Annotated in this window: 11 protein-coding genes; 10 read left to right on the top strand and 1 reads right to left on the bottom strand. The window is 42.8% G+C overall.

Annotation, left to right across the window (positions count from 1 at the left end; translation table 11 throughout):
* The first annotated feature begins 14 nt into the window (after positions 1 to 14).
* From BT147_RS04910 to BT147_RS04895, 4 genes are read left to right on the top strand one after another with little or no spacing between them, the layout of a single operon-like run.
* The gene (locus tag BT147_RS04910) at positions 15 to 596 is read left to right on the top strand and encodes an ECF transporter S component (RefSeq protein ID WP_083426384.1); all 582 of its coding nucleotides are present in this window, start codon (positions 15 to 17) and stop codon (positions 594 to 596) included.
* Complete coding sequence (locus BT147_RS04905) at positions 574 to 2,001, top strand: ABC transporter ATP-binding protein (RefSeq protein WP_286119087.1); 1,428 nt, start codon at positions 574 to 576, stop codon at positions 1,999 to 2,001. The genes BT147_RS04910 and BT147_RS04905 overlap by 23 nt, the downstream gene beginning before the upstream one ends.
* Before the next feature lie 33 nt (positions 2,002 to 2,034).
* On the top strand, positions 2,035 to 2,916 hold the full coding sequence (locus BT147_RS04900) for an energy-coupling factor transporter transmembrane component T family protein (protein ID WP_072331635.1): 882 nt from the start codon (positions 2,035 to 2,037) through the stop codon (positions 2,914 to 2,916).
* Between the two features lie 38 nt (positions 2,917 to 2,954).
* Complete coding sequence (locus BT147_RS04895) at positions 2,955 to 3,830, top strand: calcium-binding protein (RefSeq protein WP_072331632.1); 876 nt, start codon at positions 2,955 to 2,957, stop codon at positions 3,828 to 3,830.
* Between the two features lie 158 nt (positions 3,831 to 3,988).
* Here the strand turns inward: BT147_RS04895 and BT147_RS04890 are convergent, their stop codons facing one another.
* The gene (locus BT147_RS04890; RefSeq protein ID WP_072331629.1) at positions 3,989 to 5,269 is read right to left on the bottom strand and encodes an MFS transporter; all 1,281 of its coding nucleotides are present in this window, start codon (positions 5,267 to 5,269) and stop codon (positions 3,989 to 3,991) included.
* A 330-nt stretch (positions 5,270 to 5,599) separates the two neighbouring features.
* Between BT147_RS04890 and BT147_RS04885 the strand changes: the two genes are divergently transcribed.
* From BT147_RS04885 to carB, 6 genes are all read left to right on the top strand, one after another.
* Positions 5,600 to 13,033, top strand: coding sequence for a non-ribosomal peptide synthetase (locus BT147_RS04885; protein WP_083426382.1), 7,434 nt, complete (start codon positions 5,600 to 5,602; stop codon positions 13,031 to 13,033).
* 165 nt (positions 13,034 to 13,198) lie between these two features.
* Positions 13,199 to 13,756, top strand: coding sequence for a bifunctional pyr operon transcriptional regulator/uracil phosphoribosyltransferase PyrR (gene pyrR, locus BT147_RS04880; RefSeq protein WP_218159109.1), 558 nt, complete (start codon positions 13,199 to 13,201; stop codon positions 13,754 to 13,756).
* Between the two features lie 180 nt (positions 13,757 to 13,936).
* Positions 13,937 to 14,857 (top strand): aspartate carbamoyltransferase catalytic subunit, encoded by a 921-nt coding sequence (locus tag BT147_RS04875; RefSeq protein WP_072331623.1) that lies wholly within the window; start codon positions 13,937 to 13,939, stop codon positions 14,855 to 14,857.
* A gap of 1 nt (position 14,858) precedes the next feature.
* Positions 14,859 to 16,142: a dihydroorotase gene (pyrC, locus tag BT147_RS04870; protein ID WP_072331620.1), complete on the top strand. Its 1,284-nt coding sequence runs from the start codon at positions 14,859 to 14,861 to the stop codon at positions 16,140 to 16,142.
* 14 nt (positions 16,143 to 16,156) lie between these two features.
* Positions 16,157 to 17,266: a glutamine-hydrolyzing carbamoyl-phosphate synthase small subunit gene (gene carA / locus BT147_RS04865; protein ID WP_072331618.1), complete on the top strand. Its 1,110-nt coding sequence runs from the start codon at positions 16,157 to 16,159 to the stop codon at positions 17,264 to 17,266.
* Positions 17,259 to 20,486: a carbamoyl-phosphate synthase large subunit gene (gene carB / locus BT147_RS04860; RefSeq protein ID WP_072331616.1), complete on the top strand. Its 3,228-nt coding sequence runs from the start codon at positions 17,259 to 17,261 to the stop codon at positions 20,484 to 20,486. The genes carA and carB overlap by 8 nt, the downstream gene beginning before the upstream one ends.
* The last annotated feature ends 275 nt before the right edge of the window (positions 20,487 to 20,761 follow it).

Raw genomic sequence — 20,761 nt, 5'->3', positions numbered from 1 at the left:
AAGAGGAGATACCCATGAAAAAAGGATTAAAACTAACTGATATCCTAGTAACGATCGTAATATCACTTGTGTTTGGTGTTATTTATAAGCTTTGGAGTCCTATATACTCGGCTGTAAAACCAATTGGTCTACACATGGATCAACTGTTATATGGCATGTGGTTTATAGCGGGACCACTTGCTTTTCTCATCATCCGAAAGCCAGGAGTTGCCCTACTAGCTGAGACTGCAGCATCTTCAGGTGAGCTTCTCATGGGGAGTGAGTGGGGATTATCAACATTAATATATGGCTTAATTCAAGGTTTACTTGCTGAACTCATCTTTGCTTTATTCCGTTATAAAAAGGCAAATGTGTTAGTTGTTAGTTTAGCGGCCATTGCGTCTTGTGCTGGATCGATTGTGTTTGATTATTTCCAGGGTTATATCGATACATTGGTATGGTGGAATTTAGGGCTATTCTTCATCGCGCGTTTTGTGGGATCGATACTGATTGCAGGTGTTATCGCATATGGGCTTGCAAAAGCATTAGAGAAGACAGGGGTTACGGGGCTCGTGAGAGGAAGTACAGAGGCAGATGTGCGATCACTTGATGATTAAGGGTGGTTACGGAGTCCGTAAGCTTCGGCTAAAATTCCCAGGCGATGAAAGCCTTCTTTTTCGGGATTGTCATTTTCAATACGAAAAAGGGGAGAAAATTTTATTTTTAGGACCATCTGGTTGTGGGAAGTCGACCTTGCTTCAAGTGTTAGCAGGGTTGATTCCGCACGCGGTAGATGTCCCGATGAAAGCGGAGCAAGTGATGGTGCCTGAATCAACTGCGATGGTATTTCAAGATCCAGATAGTCAATTTTGTATGAATCGTGTGGATGAAGAAATCGCATTTGTATTAGAGAATTTGCAAGTCCTGAGAGAGGAAATGCCAGCTCAAATCAAAAAATACATATCTGCTGTCGGGTTGGATCTGGAAGACGTACACACGCCAATCAATACGCTTTCTGGTGGAATGAAACAACGCTTGGCGATCGCTTCTGCGATGGCTCTTCAGCCAGAGGTGCTATTTTTAGATGAACCAACTGCTCTATTAGATTCTGAAGGAACCAATCAAGTGTGGGAAACGATTCGGCAGCTCCCAGATGAACAAACGTTATTAATCGTTGAACATAAAATTGAGCAGATGCTGGATGTAGTGGATCGTATCGTCCTATTTCGTCCCGATGGAACGATTTTAGCAGACGGAAAAAAAGAGGAGGTTTTGGCGGATTATCAAGAGCAGCTACGAGAATATGGAATCTGGTATCCAGGCATTTGGAAAGATCGGTTGATTTATCGTTCCGATGAAAAGATTTCTGATCAAGCAGACTCTCCCTTGCTTTCATTAAGAAATTTCCAAGTGCTTCACTCGGGAAATGTGAAGTTATATATAAATCATGTTGATTTACAAAAAGGTGAATGGGTTGCAGTGATGGGGAAGAATGGAGCGGGTAAAAGCACCTTACTCCAAGGGATTCGTCAACTACTAAAAACCAAAGGAGAACTACTCTACAAAGGATCATCCATCGTGCGAGATGACTTACAGGAGATTGGTTTTGTCTTTCAAAATCCAGAATTGCAATTTGTCGCGAGTACTGTATGGGATGAAGTTGCCTATACCATTCGACAAACTGCGAAGAGTCCTTCTGAAGCAGAGATGAATCAAGTTGTCAAGGAACGTCTTGAGATGTTTGCGCTATGGGAACATCGACAGAAACATCCGTATCAACTATCGATTGGCCAAAAACGACGATTAAGTGTTTGTGCGACGATTCATGAAAGTCATCAAATCCTATTGCTAGATGAACCCACTTTTGGGTTAGATGCGCAAAATACATTTTCACTACTGGATTGGCTTGAGCGAATTCGTCAAGATGGTACTACTATCGTAATGGTAACGCATAGTGAGGAAATCGCCCGTATCTATGCCGATCGGATTTGGTGGATTGAGGAAGGACGTTTGAGAAAATGAGTTCCAATGAAGGGGATGGAAAGGAGTGTGAAGATGGAGGAAATTACGCGAGAGACGTGGCTTCATCGAGTAAACCCTAGTGTCAAGCTTCTATTATCATTAGGAGTTTTGATTTCACTCTTATTTATTCATAATTTAAATGTAATGCTACTTCTTACAATTGTGGTGATGATTTGCTTTGCCTTTGGAACAGGGGTTTCAAAAAAGGTGGCTCTCTTATTTTTTCTTCCTTTCTTCCTGCTTTTTTGTAGTTCTGTACTGACCATGGCATTATATGGAAAAGGAAGTACGGTCTGGTGGGAGTGGGGAATTTTTCGAGTATCTGAAGAAAGCTTCTATCGAGGGGTTCACCTCGGTTTCCGGGCTCTTACTTTTGGGTTAATTGGTTTAATCTTTGTATGTACTACCCATCCGGTTCGCCTCTTTTATTCGTTGATGCAACAATTCCATTTCCCACCCAAGTTTGCTTATAGTTTTATGGCTACCATTCGTCTCTTGCCGATCATTTGGGATGAGTTTCAAACAATCCGCATGGCCCACCAAGTGCGTGGATTTTCGCCAGGAAAGGGTTGGATAGGATTTAGACGCAGGCTAACCGCCTATGCGGTTCCCCTCCTCGCTCAAAGCATTCGCCGTGCGTACCGAATCGCAGTAGCTATGGAAGCGAAACGATTCAAAGGGAACCAGAAGCGAACCTACTACTACCAGCTTTCGATTGGGAAATGGGACGTTTTATTCCTCCTATTCCTACTCGGGATCGTAGGAGTTGTGTGGCTTGGTAGCGAATGGATTCAATTATTACCGAATCAAGATATGCGATTCTACACGAATAAATCAAGAGAAGAGATAGAGTTTTTCGTTTCGCATCAACTTTGGAGTATCCCTTTATTTTCTAATTTAAGAAGTATTTATTGATTAACTGAATAGATATGTAGTTAAAGGGAGGTATAATGATGTTGAAAAAAGTTCGATCTATTTCTTCTGCTGTGTTGGGTTCGTTAATACTCATTTTTTCAATTGCTTTTTCTTCTCCAGTTCATGCACAATTCGTATCTACGTACACATGTGATGGACTATCCGCCACTATTGTAGGCACTGCAGGGGATGATACAATCACTGGTACTGCTGGCGCTGATGTGATCGTCGGGCTTGCTGGTAATGACATTATCTACGGGCTAGGTGGTAATGATCGCATCTGTGGTGGTGAGGGCAACGATACGATTTATGGGGAATCCGAAAATGCCTCACCTATTTTATTAGCTGGCAATGACCGCATTTTTGGTGGAAACGGGAACGACCTACTCATGGGTGATTTTTTTAACTATGACTCTGCTATTGCTGTAGGCGCTCTCGCTGGTTCAGACTATATAGAAGGTGGAAATGGTGATGATGTTATTACAGGTGGTGTCATCAATTTCCATATAGCCACAGCAGTAATCGATGTAGGGTCTAGTGATGACACCCTTGATGGTGGCCCGGGTAATGATACTATTTATGGTTGGAGCAAGAATTTTACTGTTGATGCACTAACAACATTGGTTAATGATGGCCACAACACGATTAATGGTGGCGAGGGTAACGATACCATCTATGGTGATTTTGAAACACTAACAGGGGCGTTGATTACCGTTAATGCTTTGCGTGATACGATTAACGGTGGAGGAGGAGATGATACCATTTATGGCGATGTCAAAAATGGTAATCAGTACTTCACACCACTTACTAACGGTAATAACGACATCATTGATGGTGGGAGTGGTACCGACAATGGTGATGCTGGTCCCGGTGCCGATACCTGTACGAACACCGAGTCAGTTGTGAACTGTTAAAATTCGATGGAGTAGACCTTTGGCGTTAGCACGGTTTCGCCGGGTACTTCAAGGTGTACCTGAATAAAAATGACTATATTCAAGGAGCGTCCTAAACATACTTTAAGAATAGGATTGCTCCTGTTTCTTTTCTTTGAGGAAAGGTTGATCCTCCATATCTACGCGCTCTCCTTCTCTTGTACAGGAAGAGGAGCAAACTTCTCCTTAATCTCACTAGCTAACTCATCTAAATTCCCATCAATTTGATTTAACCAAGGAATCAATAAACCGATTATACCTGCTAGGATGGAAAGAGCACCTGCTATAAAGAAAATAGACGGAGTACCGAACCATTCTGAGATCCATCCACCTGTTAAACTTCCGAGCGGAATAGAACCTTGTCCGAGTAGAAGTCGAACAGACATCACCCGACCTAGGTGGCTATCAGGAATTAATTGAGCGAAAATAGACTGGCTATGAGTATTAAAGAAAGGCATGGTCATTCCTAGTAAGAAAAAGAGAGATAAGGCAAGATAATAGTTGGTCGTAAAAGAGATGAGGCAGGTAAAAATACCCGTGGAAATCAAACTTCCCATCATAAATTTACTTCGAGAGTGCACATTCCCAATCCATCCAGTTATGATAGCTGCACAGATAATTCCTACAAAAAACAAGGAGCTTAATAAACTAATCTGTGTGTAGTTAATATGTAAAACTTTTTGTCCGTATGGGACGAGTAACATAAACCACATGGCCATGCCCATGGTAGTAATGGCTGCTAAAAGCATAACCACAGTTAAAGCAGGGATCTGGCGGAAGAATGAAAATCCTTCCCCGATGTCTTTTTTGATTTGTGAGAAAGAAATTGTAGAATTATTAGTAGATTTTTCTAGAGATTCTTGTGATGGATTTTTAATGAATCTAATTAAAATACTTCCTAAAAATACACTTCCTGCAAAAATCCACATTCCGGATTCTGCACCTGAACATGCAATAAAAAAGGAAGCAACTAAGGGGCCTGATACGCGAGCGGAGGAGGAAAATGACTCTAGCAACGAATACCCCCGTACTAGCTGATCTTTTTCAACTAAATTAGGGATTAGTGCCATCCCAGTCGGTAAAAATAGGGCAGCACAAGAACCTAAGATCATAGCGGCAATAAAGAATAGCCAAATGTGAAAGGTTCCCATGAATAAAGAGATACACAGCCCACCGATCACCATGCCACGTATAATGTTTAATGTACTCATTAGCTTAATCCGATTAAAACGATCAATAAAGCCTGTTCCAAGTAACCGCAAGACTGTTTCAGGGAGTACAAAGCAGAAAACGAGACTCCCCATTAGACCTGTTGAACCCGTTTTTTGGAACAGAAGAACTTCAATACAAAAAAGCCCAATTGCTTCACCTAACACTACAAGTACGTCTGCAGAAAAAAGTAACCAAAATGGTTTTTTCATGGAAAATCACTCCTGTTTTTATATTAATGGATTTTCCTTTTAATTGACAGTCTGCAAAACCACTCAGTTGTAATTGCCTCTATGTTTCAAATTAAAAATAATATAATAAAATATAGAATTGGTTGTAAAGTGGTTCTATATGTGCTACTATCTGATGGGGTTTAAAGTGGGATAAAATCAAGTGACTGACGCTTCTTTGTATTAAAGGGAGTGGAGCGGTGGTTACTCTGCAATAGGTAATGTAGATAAGGGGATTAAATTCCCTAATGTTATAAACATTTTATAGTATTAAATCTACAGTTATCTGATAAAATTAAGGGGGAATGGTTGATGTCTCATAAAGATTTTATAAAGGAATATCCTTTATCAGAAGGTCAAAAGCTAATCTTTATTCATTATCAGGTAAACTCTGATCATTCTACATACAACGAATCGGTTGCTTGGTATATACATGCAAAATTGGATGTCGAAAACTTACGCCGTTCTTTTATTGAGTTTATGAAGAGGCATGAGGTTTTTCGATCTGTTTTTGTTTTAGATGAGGAACCTGTACAAAAGGTTTATCGTGAGCCCATTGTCGATTTCGAGTGTTTGGATATGGAAGGGGCAGATGATGTACTTCTGCGAAATTATTTTTCGTCAGAGGCTCGTAGGCGATTTGTTCTAGAAGAAGGTATAGCTTGTAGAGTTCGTGTGCTTCGTATTTCAGATGAGAAGTATATTCTGCTCTTTGTTTGTCATCATATGATTATAGATGGTTGGACCCTTTCTCTTATGCTAGATGAAGTTGGTTTATTCTATAAACATTTTTGTGAAGGATCTGAGTTACATCTAGATCCTGTAATAACCCAATATTCCGATTTTGTTACTTGGCAAAAGAATGTTGTTCTAGGTGAACAGAGAGAAGCAGCGACTCGCTTTTGGAAAATGAAACTCTCAAATGAGCTCCCTGTATTAAGCTTACCAACGAATCCACACGCTCATTCTACGCCACCTGAACAAGGCAGTGAATTTTCATTTGCGTTACAGGAAGACACCACACAGCAGTTACGTGATTTTTGTCAAAAGGTTCATACCACCGTCAATACCGTCATGTTTTCTCTTTACTCCGCCTTGCTATATAGATTAACTGGTCAAGAACATATCGTGATCGGGACTCCACGATTCGGTCGAAAAAAGAAGGACTTTCGGATGACAGCTGGTTATTTTGTCAATATGCTACCGATTCAAGTTCGGTTTTCCGCAGGAGATTCATTCCGTGATCTACTGCATCGTGTGCGTGATGAAATGGATCAGTCTCTAGAACACCAAGACTTTCCTTTTTCTAAGATGGTAGAGGAATGTGTATCAACCCAAGATAATAGTCATCATCCTATTTTTCAGACTGTCTTTGTATTACAAAAAGCGTGGAAACAAAATGGAGCGATTGCTCTGGGAAATGCTACTAATTTATTTGATGTGCATGGTCTACCGTTTGAACCTATCAAAATAGAAAAACAAAATCCAAAGTTTATCCTTTCTCTTCACGCTGAAGAAGAGGAAGAGCGCATTTGTTGCCACTTTGAATATAGTCATGACGTACTGGATGAACATACAGTAAAGAGGTTCACTACTTATTTTGACCGATTGGTTCGCTCTTTCTTGGATCATCCAGATGGTCTTATTTCGGAAGCGTGTTTTGTTCCTGAGTCAGAACAAAGGCAGCTATTGGAGGATTGGAACAGTACCCAAAGAGAGTATCCGCGAGAAAGTACGATTCATGAACTGTTCGAAAAGCAGGTAAAGTACACGCCAGAGAATATAGCAGTTGTATATAAAAAACAACAGCTTACATATCGCGAATTAGATAAAAAAGCGAATCAATTGGCTCATTATTTGCAGAAGAAGGGAATTGGAGCAGAATCGCTAGTCGGTTTGTGTATGGAGCCATCTCTGGAGATGATTGTGGGTGTCTTAGGGATTTTAAAAGCAGGAGGAGCGTATGTCCCGCTAGATCCTTCGTATCCCGAAAGTAGACTTTTATATATGGCGGAGGATGCAGACGTTCAAGTCCTGGTTACAAAGGAAGAGTTATTGAGATGGGTGCCGGAAGGACTAGATATAGTCTGCTTGGATCGAGATCAAGGGATTATTTCGATCGAGAGTACGATTGCACCTGTGAGTGGAGTGACATCTGAGAATGTAGCTTATGTGATCTATACATCAGGCTCTACTGGGAAACCGAAGGGTGTGTTGGTCGAACATCGTTCTCTGGTCAATCTATCGTGTTGGCATGTTAGAGAGTATGATGTGACCGAGGTAGATCGGACGGCTAAATTCGCTAGTTTTGGTTTTGATGCTTCTGTATGGGAAATTTTTCCTTATCTCATCTCTGGAGCAGCAATTTATATGCTTCCAGATGAAATGCGCCTTGATCTAAATCAATTAAATCAATATTTCGAGCAAAATCAAATCACGATTAGTTTTTTACCTACACAATTTTGTGAGCATTTTATGGAATGGAAGAATCAGTCTTTACGTATTCTTCTTACCGGTGGCGATAAGCTGACTAAGCATATACCGCAGGATTATAAAGTGATAAACAGCTATGGTCCAACTGAAAATACAGTTGTTACGACAGCTTACACCGTAAATGAACAGATGGTAAATATACCGATTGGGAAACCGATTGATAATGTAAGTGTTTATGTGCTTGATTCCCGTCAGCAGCTTCAACCAATTGGAGTAGCAGGAGAACTGTGCATCGCTGGGGATGGATTGGCGAGAGGGTATCTAAATAATCCAGAGCTGACAGCGAAGACGTTTATTGATCATCCGTTTGTACCAGGGGAGAGAATGTATCGGACGGGGGATCTTGTGAGATGGCTTCCGAATGGAGAAATCGAATATTTAGGTCGCACCGATAACCAAGTTAAAATTCGCGGTTATCGAATTGAATTAGGTGAAATTGCCTCTCAACTTTTATCGCATCCAGCTGTAAAAGAGGCGGTTGTAATCACTCGAAATGACTCAAACAAGCAACCCTACCTTTGTGCGTACATAGTAGGAAATCAAAATTGGGAGGATCTCAAACTTTATTTATCGCAAAGCTTACCGGGCTATATGATTCCGTCTGCTTTTGTTGCGATGGAGGAAATTCCATTGACTGTAAATGGCAAGATTGATGTACGGTCATTGCCAGAACCAGATCAAACGAGCCAGTCCCATATCTATGTGGCACCAACCAATGAAACAGAGGCGAGACTAGCCGACATTTGGCAAGAGGTCTTGGGGGTGGTGCAGGTAGGAATGGAGGATAACTTCTTTCATTTAGGCGGACACTCACTAAAAGCAATGCGATTAGTGTCTCAGATTCAAAAAGTACTTGGAGTGGCCTTCCCATTACAAGAAGTATTTGGAACTCCTATGCTGAAAGATATGGCAAAACAGATTCAAGTGACGGCGCCATCTATGTACACTTCGATCCCAGCAGTTGAATGTAGGGAGTATTACCCAGTTTCTTCGGCCCAGAGACGGATGTATCTCGTTCAGCAGATGGACCCCGACTCCGTTAGCTATAATATGCCGATGATGATGCGTGTAAAAGGAAGTCTGGATGTAGGACGTTTGGAAGAGGCGCTACATCAGTTGATCAAGCGACACGAATCACTACGGACTTCGTTTGAAATGATAGAAGGAAAACCGCACCAAATAATTGCATCACAAGTACCCTTCTCTATGATAAGGATCGAGTCAGCAGAGTCAGAAACTAAGCAGATAGTAGAAGAATTCTTGCGTCCATTTGATTTAAGTCAGGCTCCGTTGCTAAGAGCTTCATGGATCACGTTATCGGCAGATGAAGCACTCTTTTTATTAGATATGAATCATATTATTTCAGATGGTATTTCGATGAGCATACTCTTTAACGAGCTGATGGAACTGTATAAAGGAGAAGAGTTGCCTGAGCATCGGATTCAGTATAAAGATTATGCGATGTGGCAACAGGGGTTACAACAAACCGACTGGTCATCGAAACAAGAGAAGTATTGGCTTGAGGCGTTGGCGGGGGAACTCCCTGTGCTAAATCTACCAACCGACTATTCGAGACCGCTGGTCCGTGGTTTTGAAGGTTCCGTGGTGGAGATTCAGTTAAGTGAAGAAGCGACAGATAAGTTGAAGCAGTTAGCTCGCAAGCAAGATTCGACGTTGTATATGACGCTGCTAGCTATCTATACTACATTACTTCACAAGTATAGTGCGCAGGAAGACATCATTGTGGGCTCGCCGATTGCGGGAAGGCCTCATGCTGATGTAGAGAATATGATTGGAATGTTTGTGAATACACTGGCGATCCGAAACTATCCTAGCAGTGAAAAAACATTCGCTCAGTTCATGGGAGAAGTAAAAGAAAATGCACTAAAGGCGTACAAGCATCAGGATTATCCGTTTGAAGAATTGGTTGAAAAGTTAAATGTGCCAAGGGATCTTAGCCGAAATCCGCTCTTTGATACGATGTTTTCGATGCAAGATATCGATATCCCGGAGATCGCGCTAGATGATAGTAGACTTTTCCCTTACGAGCAAGAGTACCATATAGCCAAATTCGATCTTACCTTGGATGCCGTAGAAGAAGGAGAAAGGCTCTGCTTCCGTTTTGAGTACGATGTGAATCTATTTAAACGAGAAACGATTGAGCGAATGGCGAGTCATTTGGTGGAGCTTGTGAGTCAGGTATGTCAAGATCCAACGAGTAAAATCGGGAAGTTGCATATGCTTCCAGAGCAGGAAGAAGCGATTCTACAAAGCTTTAACGATACGATGGTACCTTATTACAAAGAGAAAACGATTATTGAGATATTTGAAGAAAAGGTGAATCAATATCCGGATCGGGTTGCAGTCGTCTATGAAGATGAGGAGCTAACCTTTCAGGAGTTGAGCAGGCGTGCCGATCAATTAGCATACGAACTTCGTGCCCGCGGTGTGGATCGTGAAAAAATTGTGGGGCTGATGGTAGATCGTTCTTTAGAGATGATTGTAGGGGTGTTTGGGATTTTAAAAGCAGGTGGAGCTTATCTTCCGATTGACCCTAGTTATCCAGAAGACCGAATTGAGTATATGTTAGATGATTGTGATGTGGAACTATTGTTGGTTCAGCAAGGGATCAAAACGCCAACCACATATGGTGGGGAGATTTTATTCATTGATGAAGCAACGATTTATAATGGGGAGTCACGGACTCTTGAGCCGATTAATCAGGCAAATGACCTAGCGTATATCATTTATACATCGGGTTCAACGGGTAAGCCCAAAGGAATTATGATCGAACATCAGGCGGTACATAATCTAGTATTGAACGCCAGAACCTACGGAATTAAAGCCGGGGAGCGAGTATTGCAGTTGGCTTCTATTAGCTTTGACTCCTCAGTAGGAGATGTATTTTATACCTTGTTGACGGGTGCCAGCCTCTTTATCCCAAGTAGGGAGACTATGCTTTCTGGTTTAGGATTAGTTGATTGGTTGAAGAGAAAAGAGATAACCATTATTCATTTTGTTCCAGTATCCTTCTTAAAGCAATTACCTTATGTAGAACTACCTCTCCTTCATACGATTAGTACAGGTGGTGAAGTCCTTACAAGCGATGTGGTTCAAACTTGGGGAGAAAATCGGACGTTCTTAAATGCTTACGGCCCTTCTGAGACGACAGTCGATGCATCGGTTGGAGTATGTAAACCGGGAGAGATGAAACCATCTATTGGGAAGCCGATTGTGAATAAGCAGATTTATATTCTAAATGAAGATCAAGTGCTTCAGCCAATTGGAGTGCCGGGTGAGATTTACATTGGTGGAGAAGGAATTGCACGAGGTTATTGGAAAAGACCCGATCTGACAGAAGAGAAGTTCTTGGATAACCCCTTTATTCCTGGAACGAAGATGTATCGTACTGGGGATCGTGCTAGATGGTTGAATGATGGAACGATTGAATTTATGGAACGGATCGATGACCAAGTAAAAATTCGAGGGTATCGAATCGAATTGGGTGAGATTACGAATGGTTTACTTGCTCATCCTGCAGTAAAGGATGCAACGGTCATAGCGAGAAATGACAAGGATGTATCGTACCTTTGTGGATATGTCGTGCTGGAAGAAGAGCATTTGATATATGAGCTTCGTGATTTCCTGAAGACGATGATTCCTGATTATATGGTTCCCCCTTACTTTGTCAAAATGGATCAACTGCCTACTACTGCCAACGGGAAGATTGATTACCGAGCTCTTCCTGTACCTGATTTATCGATGGATGGTAGCGTGAATTATATCGCCCCTTCTAATGAAATTGAGGAAAAACTAGCTACCATCTGGCAAACGGTACTAGGAATAGAACGAGTAGGGGTCAAGGATAACTTCTTTGATCTAGGTGGACATTCGCTTTCGATGATCAAGGTTTTAGGTGGAGTTTATGAATATGGCTGGGACCTAAGTATCAAGGATTTCTATGTGCTGAAAACGATTGAGGAAATGGCTCGTAAAGTGGCAGGGGATTTAGAAGTCCCATCAGAAACCGAACCATGTTTATCTGAAATAACCACCGACCGACGGGTATCTTTATCTGAAATCGAATTAAGTGGCGATAAGCGTGTGATGCGAAACATCTTATTACTTGGTGCAACGGGATTCTTAGGGGCGCATATCCTTCATGAGCTGTTAGTGACGACCTCTGCTACCATTTACTGTGTGGTGCGAGGAGTGGATGGCCAAGAAGCAGAGAAACGATTTCGAGATAAGATTCGTTTTTATTTCCCAGATCTGCTAAGCGAAGAACAGCGAGGAATGTTAGATCGAGTTCGTATTCTGAAAGGAGATCTGACCAGAGAAAAATTTGGACTCCGTTCTAATGAATACGAAAACCTATGCCAAAGAGTGGATACGGTTGTCAATACAGCGGCATTGGTAAAGCATTTTGGAGAGTATGAGGAGTTTAGACGGACAAATGTACAAAGTGTAGAACATGCAGTGTCGTTCTGTCTAGAGCATGATATTTCATTCCATCAAGTTTCAACAGTTAGTGTTTCGGGTTTGATTGTAGAAGGGTCCAAGAAACCACCTATATTCACAGAAAGCGATTTTTACATCGGACAAGACTACCGAGATAATGTCTATGTGCGAAGTAAATTTGAAGCGGAGAAAGTGATTTTTGATGCGATGGAAAAAGGACTGAGCGCTTCTATTTACCGGGTTGGTAACCTAACAGGTAGAATGACCGATGGTGTGTTTCAAGAGAATATCAATGAAAATATGTTTTACCTCACGCTGAAGTCCTTTATGGATATGAAAATGATTATTCCACAAATGGTAGGTGAATCGATTGAATTTACACCAGTTGATCTCTGTGCCCGGGCGATCGTAAATATTGCTCGCACAAAGGAAGCAGCCAATCGGGTGTTCCACATCTTTCATCATCGCCAAGTACCTTGCGAAAAATTATGTAATGCATTCCATCACCTCGGGATTGATGTCCAGATTCCGAGCGCTGATGAGGCTGAGGAATTGGTTAGAGAGATTTTGAAGAGCGAGAGAAGCGAAGCTCTTGCTGGATTAGTAGCGTACGGGCAACATTCAAATACGGATCCAAACACTTGGGTTCAAGTTGATTCCTCTCTAACTCGTCATTACTTGCAGCAGATTCACTTCGTTTATCCGACTCTAGATGAAACGTATTTAGAGAAGATCATCGAGCATATGGTGAAAGTTAATTTTGTGAAAACATACTCTCTAAAATTCGTTTGACAGGCCACTCAAACTTCGTCATAATGAGTAAGGAAGATCAGAACCTTTAAATCCAGTCCAGAGAGGCTGGCAAGGGCACGGATATAAATAGGTGGCGTTTGCCCACTTGTGCTTCTTGTCTAGCTGGGACAAGAAGCATTTTTTTTGCCCGAAAGGAGGATAAATGTGGAAAAAGTCATCTTAGACGAGGCGGCAATCCGTCGGGCCTTGACCCGAATCGCTTATGAAATTTTAGAACGAAATAAAGGCGTAGAAGACATGGTACTAGTCGGGATTAAAACACGCGGTGTAACACTTGCCGAACGCCTTGCTGAGAGAATCAAGCAAATCGAAGGCAAGGAGTTATCGATTGGTGAGTTGGATATTACTTTGTACCGTGATGATCTCTCTGAGAAAAGTGAGCATCCTCATGTTCGCGAGACAGCGATTCCTGACATCATCGGAAAAAGAGTAATCCTTGTAGATGATGTATTATTTACAGGTAGGACGATTCGCGCGGCGATGGATGCACTAATCGACATAGGACGACCACAGTTGATCCAACTAGCAGTCTTAATTGATCGCGGGCATAGAGAATTGCCGATTCGTCCAGATTTCATCGGAAAAAATGTTCCCACTTCTCGTAATGAGATTATCTCAGTAGTCGTGAGTGAAGTGGATGGTTTGACAGATTCAGTAACGCTTCGTGAAAACTACCAGAAAATAAATAAAGCACCCTTTTAAGATAGTCCAGAGAGGCTGGCAAAGGGAAAGGATACACGGAATCGGTTCATGGGGACGTATAAGCGGGCCAAGTGAACCACGCTAAGTAGGCTATTCTTTGTGTATACACCTAACTCTTTGCCAATTTGGTAAAGAGTTTTTTTATACGATCATTCGAGCGAAGGAGGGACTTTTATCACGATGAAATCATATCAGCATCATCTATTAGATACCGAATTTCTCAGTAAAGAAGAGATGCAAAGTTTACTGCGTCGCGCTCGTTTTTTTGAAGAGCATCATGAAGAGAGCACGAACATGTTTCAACAACGCTTTGTGGCAAATCTCTTTTTTGAACCAAGTACTCGCACCCGCTTCTCCTTCGAGGTTGCAGAAAAACGTCTAGGTCTAAATGTACTTCATTTTAGTGAAGAGGTCTCCAGTACGACCAAGGGTGAGTCCATGTATGACACAGTGAAGCTACTCTCTTCGATTGGAGTGGAGACGGTTGTTATTCGCCATCGAGATGAAAAAGTGATTACGGAGTTAGTAAAGCAAGATACAGGTTGTACATTCATTAATGCAGGTGCTGGCTCTTGGGCGCATCCAACGCAAGCTTTATTAGACTTATATACTATACAGCAGCAGTTTGGCGATGAGCTAAAAGGATTGCGTGTTGCTATTATTGGAGATCTAAAACATAGTCGTGTGGTTCGCTCCAACATCTGGTCGTTACAGAAGTTTGGAGTCGAAGTAGTGGTGAGTGGTCCTTCTATGATGAGGGATGCAGAGATTGAGAAACAGGTTCGTTATGTAGAGTTTGAGGAAGCGATTCGAAGTTCAGATGTGGTGATGTTGCTCAGGGTTCAATTAGAGCGTCATGAACAAAATGTATTTGAGGGTTCAGAGGCTTACCTACAAAGATATGGTATGACGCAAGAACGATTTGCTCAGATGAAGTCCCATGCCATTCTTATGCATCCGGCACCGATAAATCGCGGGGTAGAGATTGCAGGTGAAGTAGTAGAACATCCGCGTTCTAAGATTTTTACGCAGATGGGTAATGGCGTTTGGACACGGATGGCCGTGTTAGAACGGGCTTATGTAGGAAGAGGAGGGCTCTAAAATGCGACTATTATTACAAGATGGACAAATACTAAGCAAGGATAACACCTTAATCAAACAAGATATTTTGATTGAAGGAAGAAAAGTGGTACAAATGGCTTCCGAGATTCAGATGGAGGATGAAATGCAAGTGATCCCACTCGCGGGTAAGCTAGTCATTCCAGGATTGATTGATATGCATGTTCATCTTCGAGAACCTGGATTTGAAAAGAAAGAAACGATTGAGACGGGGAGCTTAGCAGCCGCACGCGGTGGTTTTACGACGATTGCATGTATGCCAAATACAAGGCCTGTTATTGATACACCCGAAACAGTAGAGAAGATTATTCAAGAAGCTAAGCTTGTAGGAAAAGCTCGTGTCTTACCACTTGGAGCGATTACGGTCCGAGAATTAGGACAAGAACTAACGGACTTTGAAGCACTAAAGAAAGCAGGAATCGTAGCACTTTCGGATGATGGTGTTGGGGTACAGAGTAGTCATATGATGAAGGAAGCGATGCGCAAAGCACATGAACTCGGCCTATCGATTGTGGCACACTGTGAGGATGATACACTTGCGAAAAATGGTTGTGTCCATGATGGAGAGTTTGCTAAAAAGCATGGACTGCCAGGGATCCCCAATGAAGCAGAAGCGATTCATGTTGGTCGAGACATTTTGTTAGCCGAGGATGTGGGGGTTCACTATCATGTTTGCCACATTAGTACGGAACAATCGGTTCGCCTTGTGAGAGAAGCAAAATCGCGTGGGCAAAAGGTGACAGCTGAAGTAACTCCACACCATTTACTTCTGACAGATAGAGAGATCCCAGGACTGGATTCGCTGTATAAGATGAACCCACCACTTCGTTCAGCTGAAGATCGCGCCGCGCTTATTGCCGGATTGAAAGACGGCACAATCGAGATCATCGCTACGGATCATGCGCCTCATACATTGGAAGAAAAAGCGATGGGAATGGAAAAGGCACCATTTGGCATTGTTGGACTTGAAACTGCATTTCCACTGATGTATACACATCTTGTTCGTACGGGTGACCTACTCTTGTCTGAGCTGGTAGAGAAAATGACGAGGAAACCAGCAGAAATCTTTGGGCTCCCATACGGCGAATTAGCAGTAGGAGAACGAGCCGACATCACTGTGATCGATCTGGAGAGTGAAAAAGAGATCGATCCTGCGAACTTCTACTCGAAAGGAAAGAATACTCCATTTGCAGGTTGGAAATGTCAGGGATGGCCCGTACTTACCTTACTAAATGGAACGATTACCTATCAAGAAAACGAGAGGTAGAAGGAGGAGTCAATATGAAGCAGGCACGGTTGTTGTTAGAGGATGGAACTTGTTTAGTAGGTAAATCGTTTGGTGCAGAAGGAACTTCTGTTGGTGAAGTCGTGTTTAATACGAGCATGACCGGATATCAGGAGATCTTAACCGATCCCTCTTACTATGGACAGATGGTCACACTCACCTATCCGCTCATCGGAAACTATGGATTTACACGTGATGATGATGAATCCATTCGCCCTTACGCATTTGGCTTGATTGTCAGAGAGCACGCTGAATACATGAGTAATTGGCGACAAGAAGACTCGATCGACGAATGGTTAAAGTTGCACAAAATCGTGGGCATCTCGGGGATTGATACACGTATGCTTACCCGAAAAATTCGTTTGCATGGAACGATGAGAGGGATTTTGACCACTGGTACGGCCTCGGAAGATGAACTACAAGAAGTATTGCGCAATACTCCTTTGATCACAGATCAAGTGAAAAATGTAAGCACTCGTAGCGTTCATATCAGTCCTAATACCGGAAAACGTGTGGTGCTGATGGATTTTGGTAGTAAGCACAATATCCAGCGAGAGTTATCAGAACGAAATTGTGAAGTGATTTCGGTGCCATATCATACAACAGCCGAAGAAGTCCTTCGCTATCGGCCAGATGGGGTTATGTTAACGAATGGACCTGGAGATCCCAAAGATGTTCCAGAGGCAGTCGAAACCGTGCAGTCATTACTCGGAAAAGTGCCCGTTTTTGGGATTTGTCTCGGTCATCAACTCCTTTCGTTAGCTTGCGGGGCAAATACAGAGAAGCTGAAGTTTGGACATCGTGGAGGGAATCACCCGGTCAAAGAATTATCTTCTGGGCGTACGGTGATGACAGCACAAAATCACGGCTACACGGTAACGGCTGAATCGATTGGTCACACGAGATTACGTATCAGTCATGTGGCACTCAATGATGGGACGATAGAGGGTGTAGAACATCTCGATTTCCCGGCATTTAGTGTGCAATATCACCCAGAATCGGCTCCAGGACCACTTGATTCTGGCTATCTATTCGACCGCTTTATGGAAATGATGGAACACGGAAAAGATGCCTACGAGAAGGAAGGGGAGAAGGTTCGTGCCTAAAGATCTTACACTAAAGAAAATCCTCGTGATTGGTTCTGGTCCTATCGTGATTGGCCAAGCAGCAGAGTTTGATTATGCAGGAACACAAGCCTGTCAAGCGTTAAAGGAAGAGGGAGTGGAAGTAGTCCTGATCAACTCCAACCCAGCAACAATTATGACCGATACCAACATGGCAGATCGGGTTTACATTGAACCTCTTACTCCCGAGTTTGTTACACAAATTATTCGCAGGGAGCGTCCAGATGGATTGCTCCCCACATTAGGCGGACAGACTGGGCTAAACCTAGCAGTGGAATTAGCGCGACAGGGTGTGCTTGAACGAGAAGGTGTGAAGCTACTGGGTACTGATTTACGAGCGATTACCTGTGCAGAGGATCGGGATGAGTTCCGTACTTTGATGTACGAGATTAATGAACCGGTTCCTTCCAGTGTGATTGTGAACACGGTTGAAGAAGCCGTATCCTTCGCTACGAGCAATGGCTATCCGGTTATCGTACGTCCTGCTTACACGTTAGGAGGTACAGGTGGCGGAATTGCCAATGATGAACCGGAACTCCGAGAGATTGTAGATAATGGCTTGCGATATAGTCCCATTACCCAATGCCTCATCGAACAGAGTATCGCGGGAATGAAAGAGATTGAGTACGAAGTGATGCGCGACGCAAAGGATAACTGTATCGTTGTTTGTAATATGGAAAACTTTGATCCAGTAGGAGTTCATACAGGGGACAGTATTGTATTTGCTCCGAGTCAAACGTTATCAGATCGGGAATATCATATGCTTCGTAGCTCTGCACTCAAGATCATCCGTGCCCTTGATATTAAGGGGGGATGTAATGTGCAGTACGCCCTCGATCCACATAGCTTCCAATACTATGTGATCGAAGTAAATCCGCGGGTAAGTCGCTCCAGTGCTCTTGCTTCTAAAGCAACTGGCTATCCGATCGCTCGGATTGCGGCAAAAATAGCGCTGGGCTACACACTAGATGAACTAAAAAACCCTGTAACAGGTCAAACATATGCTTGCTTTGAACCTGCGCTTGATTATGTGGTTAGTAAGATTCCGCGCTGGCCGTTTGATAAATTTATCTCTGCCAATCGTCGCCTTGGAACTCAAATGAAGGCAACAGGGGAAGTAATGGCGATCGGCCGTACACTAGAGGAATCTCTGCTAAAAGCAGTCCGTTCTTTGGAGATCGGGTTAGATCACATCGAACTTGCCGAAGCGAAGCAATTAACCCAAGAAGAGCTAGAGAAGCGACTTGCTGAAGCAGATGATGAGCGACTTTATTTACTAGGAGAATGGTTCCGCAGGGGATTATCGTTAGAAACTGCCTATGAGATTACGAAGATTGATCGATTCTTCCTTTATAAAATCAGGCGTATTATAAGCTTTGAAGAAAAGGTTGCAAAGGAGGAATCGTTATCGCATGAGCTCATGCTAGAAGCTAAACGAATGGGCTTCACGGATTCTACGATTGCCCGTCTGCGAAAAGAAACAGAACGTCAAGTGCGAGATCTACGAAAAGAACTACAAATCAAGCCTGTATATAAAATAGTAGATACATGTGCCGCTGAGTTTGAAGCCGCAACTCCTTATTACTACTCAACTTACGAACAAGAAGATGAAGGAAAGAAGAGCAATAAAAAGACAGTGCTCGTACTCGGATCGGGTCCTATTCGCATCGGTCAAGGGGTAGAATTTGACTATGCTACTGTACACGCTATCTGGGCGATTCGTGAGGCGGGTCTGGAAGCTGTCATTATTAATAACAATCCCGAAACGGTTTCGACCGACTTTAATACTTCAGATCGACTTTACTTTGAGCCACTGCATAGAGAAGATGTTCTCCACATCATCGAAAAAGAGAATCCAGTTGGCGTGATTGTACAATTTGGTGGACAAACGGCACTTAACTTAGCTCGAGACCTACGGGAAGAAGGGATTCCGATTTTAGGTACATCCTTGGAAGAGATCGATCGAGCAGAGGATCGGAAAAAATTCGAAAAACTTCTAAGTGAAACTGGAATCGCACAACCACCTGGAGCGGCTGTTACCTCAATAGAAGCGGCTGTGGAGACAGCAACGAAACTGGGCTATCCCGTACTAGTTCGCCCTTCCTATGTACTAGGAGGCCGGGCGATGGAAATCGTCTATGGTGAAGCTGAACTGAGGCAATACATGGTGCAAGCGGTGAAAGTAAATCCTGAACATCCGGTTCTCATCGACCGTTATTTACTAGGGAAAGAGCTGGAAGTGGATGCAATATGTGATGGTGAAACGGTGCTCATTCCTGGAATTATGGAGCATATCGAACGAGCGGGTGTTCACTCAGGAGACTCGATTGCTGTCTACCCACCCCAATTTATCACCGAAAGCCAGAAGCAGAAATTGGTGGAGATCACCACGAATATTGCGAAGTCCCTTCAAACAAGAGGCCTAATCAATATCCAGTTTGTCCTCTATAAAAAAGAGATGTATGTGCTAGAAGTAAACCCTCGTGCTTCTCGTACCGTGCCTTTCTTGAGTAAAGTAACCGGAATCCCAATGGCGCAAGTAGCGACCCGCATCATGCTTGGACAAACACTACAAGACCAGGGGTATGAAGATGGTTTATGGCCTGAGGCTCCAGAGGTAGCTGTAAAAGTGCCCGTCTTCTCCTTCGCTAAATTGCGCAGGGTAGATATTACACTAGGCCCAGAGATGAAATCAACTGGCGAAGTGATGGGCCGAGATCGTGATTATGCTCGCGCTGTGTATAAAGGTCTCGTTGCCGCTGGTATCCATATGCCTCGCTTTGGAACCATTGTAGCCACCATCGGAGACAAAGAGAAAAATGAAGCGATCCCGCTCATGCGTCGTTTCCATCAGCTAGGCTTCCAGATTGTATCAACAGCTGGAACCGCAGATACACTCGAAGAAGCAGGACTTCCAGTAAGACGTGTCTGCAAACTAACAGAAGGCTCTCCTAACATCATCGATCTTATTCGCAAAGGGGAAGCCGATCTAGTCGTCAACACTTGGACCAGAGGCAAGACTCCTGCTCGTGACGGGTTCCGCATCCGCCGAGAAGCGGTTGAACACGGGATAGCTTGTCTCACATCCTTGGATACAGTGGAAGCCCTTCTTACCACATTGGAGTCGATTCATATGTCAGCGGAACCGATGAATCCGCCAGTTATTACAAAAAAACGGGAAGCTGTGGTTATCGGACAATAGGAGTTAGACTTTCTGCATCATCAGAGGCATAATGCTTTCAGGATGCGGAAAGTCTTTTTTTAATCGGAGGTGGGGTCTTCATTAAGCTATTATAGTTATTTAGATAATGTAAGAAATTTATAGATCAATTAAATGTTATATATAAATAAAACATTGTTTAATAACAAATACTGAATTAATTATTTACATAAAAATAATCAATTCAGTATTGTTCTATTTATTAAGACGTGATATTCTATACTAAAGTTTTTAGGTATAGAAAAATATTTAGTGAT

The sequence above is a fragment of the Thermoactinomyces sp. DSM 45891 genome (genome assembly GCF_900119485.1).
Lineage (GTDB): Bacteria > Bacillota > Bacilli > Thermoactinomycetales > Thermoactinomycetaceae > Baia.
This window is presented reverse-complemented; position numbering and strand designations above follow the sequence as displayed.

Bases quoted from the DNA above. Each gene is read 5' to 3' on its own strand.
- BT147_RS04910 (WP_083426384.1), top strand. From the start codon at position 15: ATGAAAAAAGGATTAAAACTAACTGATATCCTAGTAACGATCGTAATA.
- BT147_RS04905 (WP_286119087.1), top strand. From the start codon at position 574: ATGTGCGATCACTTGATGATTAAGGGTGGTTACGGAGTCCGTAAGCTT.
- BT147_RS04900 (WP_072331635.1), top strand. From the start codon at position 2,035: ATGGAGGAAATTACGCGAGAGACGTGGCTTCATCGAGTAAACCCTAGT.
- BT147_RS04895 (WP_072331632.1), top strand. From the start codon at position 2,955: ATGTTGAAAAAAGTTCGATCTATTTCTTCTGCTGTGTTGGGTTCGTTA.
- BT147_RS04890 (WP_072331629.1), bottom strand. From the start codon at position 5,269: ATGAAAAAACCATTTTGGTTACTTTTTTCTGCAGACGTACTTGTAGTG.
- BT147_RS04885 (WP_083426382.1), top strand. From the start codon at position 5,600: ATGTCTCATAAAGATTTTATAAAGGAATATCCTTTATCAGAAGGTCAA.
- BT147_RS04875 (WP_072331623.1), top strand. From the start codon at position 13,937: ATGAAATCATATCAGCATCATCTATTAGATACCGAATTTCTCAGTAAA.
- pyrC (WP_072331620.1), top strand. From the start codon at position 14,859: ATGCGACTATTATTACAAGATGGACAAATACTAAGCAAGGATAACACC.
- carA (WP_072331618.1), top strand. From the start codon at position 16,157: ATGAAGCAGGCACGGTTGTTGTTAGAGGATGGAACTTGTTTAGTAGGT.